The sequence below is a fragment of the Streptosporangium sp. NPDC087985 genome (assembly GCF_044741965.1).
In the GTDB taxonomy this organism is placed as follows: Bacteria; Actinomycetota; Actinomycetes; order Streptosporangiales; family Streptosporangiaceae; genus Streptosporangium.
The window spans coordinates 128,580-140,290 of record NZ_JBIUTQ010000002.1; the positions used below are offsets into that span (position 1 = coordinate 128,580).

General features: G+C 69.8%; 11 protein-coding genes. 7 read left to right on the plus strand and 4 right to left on the minus strand.

Features of this window, described 5'->3' with window-relative positions:
* Positions 1–20: 20 nt before the first annotated feature.
* The 5 genes from ACIN94_RS05780 to trpS all read left to right on the plus strand — a co-directional run bounded on the left by ACIN94_RS05780 (position 21) and on the right by trpS (position 6,136).
* Complete coding sequence (locus ACIN94_RS05780) at positions 21–881, plus strand: nitrilase-related carbon-nitrogen hydrolase (RefSeq protein WP_400700194.1); 861 nt, start codon at positions 21–23, stop codon at positions 879–881.
* 240 nt (positions 882–1,121) lie between these two features.
* Positions 1,122–3,191 carry a DUF6421 family protein gene (locus ACIN94_RS05785; protein WP_400700196.1) on the plus strand — a complete coding sequence of 690 codons (2,070 nt, stop codon included), beginning with the start codon at positions 1,122–1,124 and terminating at the stop codon, positions 3,189–3,191.
* Positions 3,188–3,829 (plus strand): SDR family NAD(P)-dependent oxidoreductase, encoded by a 642-nt coding sequence (locus ACIN94_RS05790; protein ID WP_400700198.1) that lies wholly within the window; start codon positions 3,188–3,190, stop codon positions 3,827–3,829. Before ACIN94_RS05785 ends, ACIN94_RS05790 begins: the two co-directional genes overlap by 4 nt.
* 125 nt (positions 3,830–3,954) lie before the next feature.
* The gene (locus ACIN94_RS05795; RefSeq protein WP_400700200.1) at positions 3,955–5,019 is read left to right on the plus strand and encodes a threonine aldolase family protein; all 1,065 of its coding nucleotides are present in this window, start codon (positions 3,955–3,957) and stop codon (positions 5,017–5,019) included.
* A 151-nt stretch (positions 5,020–5,170) separates the two neighbouring features.
* Complete coding sequence (trpS, locus tag ACIN94_RS05800; RefSeq protein WP_400700202.1) at positions 5,171–6,136, plus strand: tryptophan--tRNA ligase; 966 nt, start codon at positions 5,171–5,173, stop codon at positions 6,134–6,136.
* 36 nt (positions 6,137–6,172) lie between these two features.
* Here trpS and ACIN94_RS05805 read toward each other — a convergent pair whose 3' ends face one another.
* On the minus strand, positions 6,173–6,472 hold the full coding sequence (locus tag ACIN94_RS05805; protein WP_400700204.1) for a DUF3467 domain-containing protein: 300 nt from the start codon (positions 6,470–6,472) through the stop codon (positions 6,173–6,175).
* An 80-nt stretch (positions 6,473–6,552) separates the two neighbouring features.
* Entirely contained in the window at positions 6,553–7,200 is a 648-nt protein-coding gene (locus tag ACIN94_RS05810) for a DUF305 domain-containing protein (protein ID WP_400700206.1), read from the minus strand.
* Between the two features lie 122 nt (positions 7,201–7,322).
* Here ACIN94_RS05810 and ACIN94_RS05815 point away from each other — a divergent pair, with 122 nt between their 5' ends.
* On the plus strand, positions 7,323–8,051 hold the full coding sequence (locus ACIN94_RS05815) for a DUF3105 domain-containing protein (protein WP_400700208.1): 729 nt from the start codon (positions 7,323–7,325) through the stop codon (positions 8,049–8,051).
* Positions 8,052–8,103: 52 nt separating this feature from the next.
* Here the strand turns inward: ACIN94_RS05815 and ald are convergent, their stop codons facing one another.
* Positions 8,104–9,219 carry an alanine dehydrogenase gene (gene ald / locus ACIN94_RS05820; RefSeq protein ID WP_400700210.1) on the minus strand — a complete coding sequence of 372 codons (1,116 nt, stop codon included), beginning with the start codon at positions 9,217–9,219 and terminating at the stop codon, positions 8,104–8,106.
* A gap of 398 nt (positions 9,220–9,617) precedes the next feature.
* Here ald and ACIN94_RS05825 point away from each other — a divergent pair, with 398 nt between their 5' ends.
* Positions 9,618–10,334, plus strand: coding sequence for a SecDF P1 head subdomain-containing protein (locus tag ACIN94_RS05825; RefSeq protein WP_400700212.1), 717 nt, complete (start codon positions 9,618–9,620; stop codon positions 10,332–10,334).
* Here the strand turns inward: ACIN94_RS05825 and ACIN94_RS05830 are convergent.
* Positions 10,331–11,707, minus strand: coding sequence for an NCS2 family permease (locus tag ACIN94_RS05830; RefSeq protein ID WP_400700214.1), 1,377 nt, complete (start codon positions 11,705–11,707; stop codon positions 10,331–10,333). The genes ACIN94_RS05825 and ACIN94_RS05830 overlap by 4 nt on opposite strands.
* Positions 11,708–11,711: the final 4 nt, after the last annotated feature.

An 11,711-nucleotide genomic window follows, 5' to 3' on the forward strand; every position in this document is an offset into this window, starting at 1 on the left:
ACGCAGGCGGGATGAGCCAGATGCCTCTGACCACAGTCGCCTGCTGCCAGCTCGCTCTCACCGTGGGGGACCCGGAGGGCAACCGCGCCGCCGCCCGGCAGGCCGTCGAACGCGCCGCGGCGGCCGGCGCCCGGGTCGTGGTCCTCCCCGAACTGGCCAACAGCGGATACATGTTCCGCGACGCGGAGGAGGCGGGAGAACTCGCCGAGCCGCTGGACGGTCCCACCGTCGAGGGCTGGGGCGCCGCCGCGCGGCGGCACGGCCTGATCCTGGTGGGCGGGCTGTGCGAGCGCGACGAGGACGGGCTCGTACGTAACTCCGCCGTCCTCGTCGACGAGAGCGGCGTGCGGGCCGTGTACCGCAAGGCCCACCTGTGGGACACGGAGAAGGCCGTCTTCGTCCCCGGTGACGAGCTGCCGCCGGTGATCGAAACGCCGGTCGGCCGGGTCGGCGTCCTGGTCTGCTACGACCTGAGGTTCCCCGAGTGGGTCCGCACCGTGGCGCTCCGCGGCGCCGATCTGCTCTGCGCTCCCACGAACTGGCCGCTGTCCCCGCGTCCCGCTGGGGAGCGCCCTGTCGAGGTGGTACGGGTGCAGGCGAACGCCTCGGTGAATCGCATGTTCGTCGCCGTCTGTGACCGGGCCGGACCCGAGCGCGGCGTCGCCTGGGTCGGCGGCTCGGTCGTCACCGACGCCGACGGCTTCCTCCTCGCCGGGCCTCGCCCCGCCTATGACGAGGGCCTGGTGATCGCCGAGTGCCGGCTCGGCGACGCCCGGAACAAGCGCATCAGCGAGAACAACGACGTACACGCCGATCGGCGGCCGGAGCTGTACCGGTCGATCGTGGAACCCGGGCAGGCCCTCCCTCGCTCCCCGCGCTGAGTCCCGGCACGCCCCCTTCTGGATCCCCAGGTGATTGCGGAGGCCGCCCGGATCCATCCTGGGGGAGGCGGTCACCACGCCCGGCCGGATCAACCGGCACCGCGGACGATCTCTCTGCCCCGGTCCGACTCCCAGGAAGATCCTCGGTCTTACCTCGATGATCCCGTAAGGGATGTGCCTATATTTGGACGGATTGTGTATATTTTCCGTCATTGGATCCCATCTGGGGGAGGATTTGTCGTGAGAGCTTTCCCGCGCGTGCTGTTCGACGAGGCACACAACGAGTCGTGGACCATCCGGCGGGACGTTGCCGAGACGATGAATCCCGGGCATCCCGACGACAACAGCTACGCGCGGGCCGCGGACCTCCTGCGCCGCCTCGGTCACACCGTGACCGCGCACACCGAGGGTCCGATCATTTCCACTCTGCTGAGCGCGGCCGACGTCTTCGTGATCGCGCACCCCTCGGCCGACCGCTGGGAGCGCACCACCGGCCTGGGCAGCCCCGTTCTCTCCGTCGAGGAGCTCGACGCGATCGAGGGCTACGTCAGCGGCGGCGGCGGCCTGGTCGTGCTGGCCGAGTGCGAGCAGGAGAAGTACGGCAGCAACCTCGACGAGCTGCTCGCCCGCTTCGGCGTCGGCGTCGAGCACACCACCGTCCAGGACCCCCGGAGCGCCCACAACGGCGTGGCCTCCTGGGTCCTGGGTTCCCCCGGCGACATCGGCGAGCAGGACCTTCTCTCCGGAGCCCGCCGCGCGTGCTTCTACCGCGCCGGAGTGCTCACCGCCCCCGAGGACGCGACCGTCCTGTTCCGGACGTCGCCCACCGCAGACCCGGCCGGCCGCCCGCTGGCGGTGGCCGTACAGCACGGCAGGGGCCGCGTCGTGGTCGTGGCCGACTCCGACCTGTTCGGCGACGACTCCATCGGCGACTACGACCACGCCGCGCTCTGGGGCAACCTGATCACCTGGGCCGCGCGCGTCCCCGCCCCGGCGGCGGCCGCCGGGGAGTCGGAGGCCCGCGAGGCCTTCCAGGGGCTCAAGGACGCCGTCGAGGCGCTCAAGCCGCTGCAGGCCAAGGACGGCTCGATCGAGGGCGACCGCGACGAGGCGGCCAGGCTGGTCTCCGAGATCGTCGGCCATGTCGTACGGCTCGCCCCCCGCTTCCCGCACGACGAGGCCTACCTCGACGCGGTGGTCGCCGACTTCCGCAGGTGGGTCGAGGACGGCCTGGGCATGCCCGACTTCCTGGACTCGCTCAACGCCTTCCACCCCGACACCCAGCGGATCGACGGCCTGGAGCACCTGGTCGTCTTCCCGATGTACACCCAGAACGGCACCACCTTCCGCTACATCGAGGCCGTCTGGATCCGCACCGTCTGGCCCGAGTGGCTGGCCGAGCTGGAGAACACCCGCTACGACAACCCGCTGTTCGTGCCGATCGCCTTCGAGGACTTCACCTCCGGCTACGACACCAACTCCGCGGTGCTCTTCCCCGAGACCGTCGCCGTCCGCCAGACCCCGTCCCGCTTCACCTGGGGCGGCATCTTCTGCGACCGCGAGGCGGCCCGGTTCCGCGCGGTGAGCAGGGCAGCCGCGGAGACGCTCAAGCTGGCGCTGCCGCCGGACGCCACCCGGCTGATCGAGTCGCAGGAGCTGGCCCAGGACACCTTCGTGCTCTGGGACCTGATCCACGACCGCACTCACAGCCACGGCGACCTGCCCTTCGACCCGTTCATGATCAAGCAGCGCATGCCGTACTGGCTGTACTCCCTGGAGGAGCTCCGCTGCGACCTCACCGCGTTCGGCGAGGCCGTGAAGCTGGAGAAGGAGGGCGTGCCGCACGCCCGCTACGTCCAGATCGCGGTCCTCTTCGACAGGATCTTCCGCTTCGCGATCACCGGTGACCGGGTCCGCAACTACGACGGGCTCGGCGGGCAGTTGCTCTTCGCCTACCTGCACCGCAACGACATTGTCCGGTGGACCGACAACCGGCTGAGCGTCGACTGGACCCGGCTCGCCGACGGTGTCGCCGACCTGCGGGTCGAGGTGGAGAAGCTCTACCGGGACGGCATCGACCGCTCCAAGCTCGCCCACTGGCTGGCCGCGCACCAGCTCGTCGCGGCCTACGTGGCGCCGCACCCCGCCTCGGTGTGGGCCCGCGGTGTGGACGCGCTGCCGGTGGAGGGGTTCCCGAAGGCCGTGGTGGACGCGGTGCTGCCCGACGAGTTCCCCCTGAGCATGTTCTACGAGGCCCTGCGCCGTAAGCTCGTCGATGTCGTTGACTCCACGAAGGGTATCCGAGCATGATCATCGTTGTTGCCGGTGCGGCAGGCCCCGCGGGCCAGGCCGTCGTCCGCCGCTTCACGGACAAGGGACACACGGTCATCGGTGTCGACAAGTCCGGTGCCGACGGCACGCTGGCGGTCGACCTGCTCGACTTCGACGCCGTGAAGCAGCTCGCCCGGGATGTCGAGGCCGAGCACGGCAGGGTGGACGGGCTCGTGCATCTGGTCGGCGGCTGGCGCGGCTCCGCGACCTTCGCCGAGACCAGGCTGGAAGACTGGGACCTGCTGCACGATCTTCTGGTCCGCACCCTCCAGCACGTCACGCTCGCCTTCGAGCCGCTGCTCAAGGCGTCCGAGCGGGGCCGGTTCGCCATCGTCTCCGCCAAGGCGGCCGAGCGCCCCACCCAGGGTAACGCGGCCTACGGCACCGCCAAGGCCGCCTCCGAGGCCTGGACCCTGGCCTTCGCCGACGCCCTGGAGGGCACCGGCTCGACGGCGAATATCCTGGTGGTCAAGGCGCTGGTGAACGAGGCCATGCGCGCGGCGAACCCGGAGCGGAAGTTCCCCGGCTTCACCGACGTCGACGACCTCGCCGAGGCGATCGACGGCCTCTGGGACACCGACGCCAACGGCACCAGGATCGACCTCACCCGCGGGTGAGGTGACAGGAACGACAGCTCACCCGCGGGTGAGGCGACCGCGCGACGGCTCGCCCGCGGGTGCGACGACAGGTACAACAGCGGCCGGCTACCCACACCGCCGGGCCGCCTCGCTGAGGGGAAAAAGTGACGGACGCGATCCGCAGGCACGACCCGCTGGTGAAGGGTTTCGCCAGCGACAACTACGCCGGGGTGCACCCGGAGATCCTCCAGGCGATCGCGCTCGCCAACGAAGGGCACCAGACCTCCTACGGCGACGACGTCTACACCCAGGCGCTGCAGGAGGTCTTCAGGGAGCACTTCGGCCCCGCGGCCGAGGCCTGGCCGATGTTCAACGGCACCGGCGCCAACGTGGTCGCGCTCCGCGCGATGACCGCGCACTGGGAGGCGGTGGTCTGCGCCGAGTCGGCGCACATCCACACAGACGAGGGCGGGGCGCCGGAGCGGTCGGCGGGGCTCAAGCTGCTGCCCGTGCCCACCCCGGACGGCAAGCTGACCCCCGAACTGATCGACAGGCAGGCGTGGGGCTTCGGTGACGAGCACCGGGCCCAGCCCAAGGTCGTCTCGATCACCCAGACCACCGAGCTGGGCACGCTCTACACCCCGGCCGAGATCAAGGTGATCTGCGACCACGCCCACGAGCTGGGCATGCTCGTCCACCTCGACGGTGCCCGCGTCACCAACGCGGCCGCCGCGCTGGACGTGCCGCTGCGCGCGTTCACCACGGACGCGGGCGTGGACGTGCTGTCCTTCGGCGGTACCAAGGCCGGGCTGATGTTCGGCGAGGCCGTCGTGGTGCTCAACCCCGACGCCGTGCGCGGCCTGCGTTACCTGCGTAAGAGCGCGATGCAGCTCGCCTCCAAGATGCGGTTCGTCTCGGTCCAGTTCGAGGCGCTGCTCGCGGGCGACCTGTGGCTGCGCAACGCCCGCAACGCCAACGCCATGGCCCAGCGGCTGGCCGCCGCCGTCCGGGAGATCCCCGGCGTCGAGGTCCCGCGTCCGGTGCAGGCCAACGCGGTCTTCGCGATCCTGCCGCGGGACGTGACCGAGCGCCTGCAGAAGCGCTTCCGCTTCTACACCTGGAACGAGGCCACCGGCGAGGTCCGCTGGATGACCGCCTTCGACACCACCGAGGCCGATGTGGACGCCTTTGCCGCCGCGGTGGCGGAGGAGCTAAGCTTCCGGGCATGAACAAGCACAGTCTGGGTCTGTGGCGGGCCGCCCATCGGCGGACCCGCTAGCCAGTCCAGACTGCGCAACCAGACGGCCGCCGTGAACCGGCGGCCGTTTCGCGTTGCGTACGGCCCGGCGCGCGGCGGTCCCTTCCCACCCAGGAGTGACCATGACCAAGCGCGTCTTCTCGGCGTTCAAACCCACCGGCCACCTCACGCTCGGCAACCTTCTCGGCGCGATCCTGCCCGCCGTGCAGCTCCAGGACGAGGCCGACTGCGTCTACGCGGTCGCCGACCTGCACGCCCTGACCGTCAGGCACGACCCGGAGCGGCTGCGCGCCCGCACCCGGGAGGCGGCGACCCTGCTGCTGGCCTGCGGCCTGGACCGGTCGCTGGTCTACGTCCAGTCCCAGGTGCCCGCGCACACCGAACTGGCCTACCTGCTGGAGAGCACCGCCTACTTCGGCGAGATGCGGCGGATGATCCAGTTCAAGGAGAAGTCCGCCGGGCAGGAGGAGGTGCGGCTCTCGCTGCTCACCTATCCCGCGCTGATGGCCGCCGACATCCTGCTGCACCGGGTGCAGTCCGTCCCCGTGGGGGAGGACCAGCGCCAGCACGTCGAGCTCACCCGTGACCTCGCCCTGCGGTTCAACCGTCTCTACGGCGAGACGTTCACGGTGCCCGAGGCCCTGCACCCGCAGGTCGCCGCCAGGGTCATGGACCTGACCGCGCCCACCTCGAAGATGGGCAAGTCCGACGGCTCGGCCGCCGGGACGCTCTATTTGCTCGACCCGCCCGCCGACGTCCGCCGCAAGATCATGCGCGCGGTGACGGACTCCGGCAGCGAGGTCCGTTACGACCCTCGGGAGAAGCCCGGCGTCTCCAACCTGCTCACCCTGCTCGCGGCCTGTTCCGGGCAGCCGGTCGGGTCGCTCGCCTACGAGAGCTACGGCGCGCTCAAGCGGGACACGGCCGAGGCGGTGGTGGAGAGGCTGCGGCCCATCCAGGAGCGTCACGCCGAGCTGTCGGCAGACCAGGCCGAGCTGTCGCGGCTGCTGGCCGCCGGGGCGGCGCAGGCAGCCGAGCGCAGCGCCGGCCTGGTGGCCGCCGCCCGTCAGGCGATCGGCCTGCCCTGAAGGAGGCCGTGTGACCCGGAGGACACGGCCTCCGGGTCAGTTCTTGCGACCCGTCTCGTTCTCGTAGGCGGTGAGCTGCTGCTCCAAGGCCTTCATCAGCTCGAACACCTGGTTCGGAGGGATGCGGATCCGGCTGACGATCCGGGTCGGCACGCTGACGAAGTGCTGTCCGGAGGAGGGGTCGTTGGCGAGCTGGGGTGGTCTGGTGATCACCGCGAAGTCCAGGACGAAGCCGTCCTCGGTGTGCCAGACAGAGGCGAAGTTGGCGTACTGGCCCGCTTCGACCTCGGCGGAGATGCTCACCTCCAGGCGGTTCTCGGGCTCGTCGTTCACCATTGTCCTTCTGTCTCCTCCGGCCAGGTTGGCTCCATGCTGCCCTGACCGGAGACCGGCCGTGCAGGGACGCGCCGACGCTATTACAGGATGGAAGGCAGCGGCTGGGCGCCGCGCTGTCTCAGCATGTCGGTCATCAGATTGATCTCCCCGGTCTGACCGTTGACCGTGTGCCTCGCCATCGTGGTCACCTCGTCGCGGTCCGACAGTTTCAGCAGACCCTCGGCCATCTGCACGCCGCCCTCGTGGTGGCGGATCATGAGCTGCAGGAAGAGGATCTCCTGGTCCTGGCCGGTGGCCTCGTGGAGCTTTCTGAGCTCGTCGTCGCTGGCCATGCCGGGCATCGGGCCAGGCGCTCCGGCCGTTCCACCGTGGCCGTGACCGGCCATCCATGCCATCGGCGGTCGCTCGGTCGACTGGTTGAGCCCCCACTGCTGGAGCCAGCCCATGAAGATCCCGCGCTGGGCGGACTGCGTGACGATGATGTCGTAGGCGAGCCGCCGCAGAGTCTCGTCCTTGCTGCCGTCTCTGACGGTGAAGGACATCTCGACGGCCTGGGCGTGGTGGACGGCCATGTCGCGGGCGAACCCCGCCTCCGCCGAGGCGTCGGTCGGGGCCGCAGCCCTGCCGACGATCAGGAACAGGACGGTCGCCACGGCCAGACAGCCGAGCAGCAGGCCGAGCACCATACGGCGCCTGGGATCCGGGACGTCACGGGGAAGCGTTTCCATCGCACGACCAGAGTACCCACTGTCAGGAATCATTGCTCTATCACCCGTTACGACTCGTTTATTCCTCACATACACCAGTAGGGCATAGTGTGACCCGAAATTGGTTCCCGGCTGGAGGGTCGATGACGGAGAAAAAGGCACAGGCGAGACGGGAACACCTCGCCCGGATGCGCCAGGAACAGAAGCGCAAGGAGCGCCGGACCGCGTTCCTGATGTGGGGCGCCGGAGGGGCCGTCATCGTTCTGCTCGTCGGGCTGGTCGGCTTCTACCTGGTCAACGAGCGGGCGACAAGCTCGCTGGACGCCGTCGCGAGTGCCAAGTACACCGGCGGCCAGCACGTCCAGACCACGGTGAGCTACAAGGAAAACCCGCCGATGGGCGGCGAGCACAACCCCGCCTGGCAGAGCTGCGGCATCTACGACCAGCCGATCAACAGCGAGAACGCCGTCCACGCGATGGAGCACGGCGCCGTGTGGATCACCTACCAGCCGGACCTGCCCAAGGACCAGGTGGACAGACTGAAGGAGCTGGCCTCCAAGGACTACATGCTCCTGAGCCCGTACCCGGGGCTGCCCGCAAAGGTGGTGGCCAGCTCCTGGAACAAGCAGCTCAAGCTGGACAGCGCCGACGACCCGCGCCTGCCCAAGTACATCGCCAAGTACAGGAACAACAGCGCGGAGACTCCCGAGTTCGGCGCCTCCTGTAGCGGTGGCGTGACCACCACCACCGCCGAGGCCCCGATCCCCACGGAGACCCCGACGGACGCTCCGACGGACGCGCCGGGCTCGTCCACGGCCCCGGACATGAAGCCGGACACGACTCCGTCGCCCGAGGTCACGCCGAGTTCCTGACGTCGCCGGTACGGCGTGTGCCGGACGCACGCCGTACCGGCCGGGTGACCACCTAGTCCAGCACCTGCTCCAGGGGCACCGCCTCCTGCCCGTGGGCCTCAGCCACGGGCAGGTTGGTCAGGCGCCCCTCGTGCGTGTTCAGGCCGAGGGCCAGCGCGGGGTCGCCTCTCAGCGCCTCGCGCCAGCCCAGATCGGCGATTGCCAGGGCATAGGGCAAGGTCACGTTGGTCAGCGCGTACGTCGAGGTGTGCGGGACCGCGCCCGGCATGTTGGCCACGCAGTAGAAGATCGAGTCGTGTACCCGGTAGGTCGGCTCGTCATGGGTGGTCGGCCGGGAGCTCTCGAAGCAGCCGCCCTGGTCGATGGAGATGTCGACCAGGACCGAGCCTGGCCGCATCCGTGAGACCAGCTCGTCGCTGACCAGCGTGGGCGTCTTGGCGCCGGGCACCAGCACCGCGCCGATGACCAGGTCCGCGGCCAGGACCGCGCGCTCGACCTCGTAGCTGTTCGACGCGACCGTCTGGCAGTGGCCCTGGTAGATGAGGTCGGCCTGGCGGAGCCGGTCGATGTTCCTGTCCAGCAGTACCACCTCGGCCTGCATGCCGAGCGCGATGGCCGCGGCGTTCATGCCGGACACTCCGGCGCCGATCACGACCACGTTGGCCGCGTGCACGCCCGACACCCCGCCCATGAGTACGCCTCGGCCGCCTTCGGGCCGCATCAGATGGTAGGCCCCCACCTGCGGGGCGAGCCGTCCGGCCACCTCCGACATCGGGGCCAGCAGCGGCAGCGAGCCGTTCGCGCTCTGCACGGTCTCGTAGGCGATGCCGGTGATGCCGGATTCGAGCATGGCCCGGGCGCACGCCTCGGACGCGGCCAGGTGCAGGTAGGTGAAGAGCACCTGTTCCTTGCGCATCCGGTGGTACTCCTCGGGGACCGGTTCCTTGACCTTCAGCACCAGCTCGCCCTCGGCCCACACCTCGTCCGCCGACTCCAGGACGGTGGCGCCCACACTCCGGAAGTCGGCGTCGGTGATCGAGGACCCGGCACCGGCGTCTTTCTCGATGTAGACCCGATGGCCGTGCCGGACGAACTCGTGGGCTCCGGCGGGAGTGAGAGCCACGCGGTACTCGTGGCTCATGACCTCGCGGGGAACTGCGATCTTCACGGCCCCTCCAGGATTGCGCCTGTATTTTCTTCACTCTGCGCCTCCTGGAAAGGGATCAAAATGAGCAAGGTGGAAGGAATGAACAGAGGTTGGCGACACCCTGTCAGCCGTGGTGAACCGCCGTGCCCGCAGAGACGGCCTGACCGGCCGGTTACCCGCTCCTTTCGGCGATCGGTAAGATCGCCGCGAGCAGATGTGAGGAATGTAGACATATGACGATGGAGACGCACGCGGGTCCGGGAGACCCACTCGGGCCTCAGGACCCCCCCTCCGGGCCGTCCGAGCCTCACGACTCCCCACCTCCCGTACCTCCCTCGGGGCCACGAGGTCCGCAGGGGCCGGGGCAGCCGGGAAGCCCGCAGGGACCGGGGCAGCCGGGAGCCGTTCCCGGTGGCGGCGTGCCGGACGGACCCAGGGCGAGCCGGGTCACCACCGTCGTACTGACCGTCGCACTGGTCGTCGTCGTACTGATCACCGGCGTGCTCGGCACCCTCGCGGTGCTCATGACCAGGAACCCCGACGTGCCGCTCGGCGCGCCCCCTCCCCAGCACCTGCCGGCCCCGATCCACTTCGCCCCGGTGACCGGTTCGCAGCCCGGTGCCTGCACGACCCCCGACGGTGTGCCCGACGACGAGGGACAGACCTGCTACACCCTCGCCGCGGGAGTCAGCGTGAACGCCGTGCGGAAGATCGAGACGGTCCAGGAGAAGAGCGGCGCCTACTCCGTCAGGATCGCGTTCGCGCCCGCCTTCCGTGACCAGATCAACGACCTGACCCAGGAGGCGGTCAGGCAGCAGATCGCGATTGTCGTGGGGGAGAGGGTGGTGGCGGCCCCCCGCGTCGCCCAAGTGATCACCGAGGACAGCCTCAGCATCGCTGGATCCTTCACCAGGGAACAGGCGGACGCCATGGTCGTCCGGCTGCGCGGAACCACGGGCGGGGCGACGCCACCCCCTGGCCAATCCACGACGCCACCCTCTGGTCAGTCCGCGACGACCGATCAGCCCGCGACCTCACCGGAGAAGACCGATCCGGCCGGGACCGCCGTCACCGGCAACGCGTCCGCTCCGGGCCGGGACGCGACCACCGTTCCGGCCGGGAATGACGCACCCTAGGCGAACAGCGCCTGGATGCCCTCGATGGCGAAGTACGCCGCGAAGACCAGCGTGACCACCCAGAGCAGCCACGGGATGCTCCGGATCCGGCCGGTCGCCGCCTGGATGACCGTGTAGGAGATCACGCCCGCGCCGACGCCGTTGGTGATGCTGTAGGTGAACGGCATCAGGGCGATCGTCAGGAACGCCGGGATGGCCAGCGTCAGATCCTCCCAGGGCACGTTCCTGGCCTGAGTCATCATCAGCGCGCCCACCAGCACCAGCGCGGGAGCCGCCGCGGCGGCCGGCACGACCGTCGCCAACGGTGTGATGAACAGGGTCAGCACGAACATGACACCGGTGACCACGGCGGCCAGGCCGGTCCTGGCACCCTCGCCGACACCGGCCGCAGACTCGACGAAGACGGTGTTGGCCGAGGCACTGGAGAACCCGCCGACCATCCCGGCCACGCCGTCGACGGTCAGGATGGTCCCCAGCCGGGGCACCCGGCCCTCGGCGTCCACCAGGCCTGCCTCGTCGCTCACCCCGATGATCGTGCCCATCGCGTCGAAGAATCCGGACAGCACCAGCGTGAACAGCACGACCGTCGCCGTCACCGCCCCCGCGCGGGTGAACCCGCCGAGAATGTCCACCTGGCCGATCAGCCCGGCGTCCGGCAGCGACACCACCGCCTCCGGTACCCGGGGCACCACGACGCCCCAGCTCGCCGGGGCGATCTCCGTGATCGAGTTGACCGTGATCGCCAGCACGGCGGTGACCACGATGCCGATCAGGATGGCCCCCTGGATCCTGCGCACGGACAGTACGATCACCAGCAGCAGACCGAAGCAGAACAGCGCCACCGGCCAGCCCTTCAGGTGCCCCGTGGCGCCGAGCTGTACCGGCGTCCCCGTCCCCTTGGCGACGAATCCCGCGTCCACCAGCCCGATGAGCGTGATGAACATCCCGATCCCCACGCTGATCGCGTGCTTCAGCGCGAGCGGGATGGAGTTCATGATGAGCCGGCGCACCCCGGAGACCGCCAGCAGCACGATCACCAGTCCCTCCAGCACGACCAGCCCCATCGCCTGCGCCCAGGTCATGTGCGGCGCGGCCTGGTAGGCGACCACCGCGTTCAGCCCCAGTCCCGCGGCGACGCCGAACGGGGCGTTGCCCACCAGCCCGATCAGGATCGTGCTCACCGCCGCGGCGGTGATGGTCGACGTGGTGAGCTGGGGGATCGACAGCTTCGCCCCGGTGACGTCGACCGCCCCGCCCAGGATGATCGGGTTCAGCAGGATGATGTAGGCCATGGCCATGAACGTGGTCAGACCGCCCCTGACCTCCCGGCCCATGGTCGAGCCGCGTGCCGACAGCTCGAAGAACCGATCCATGACT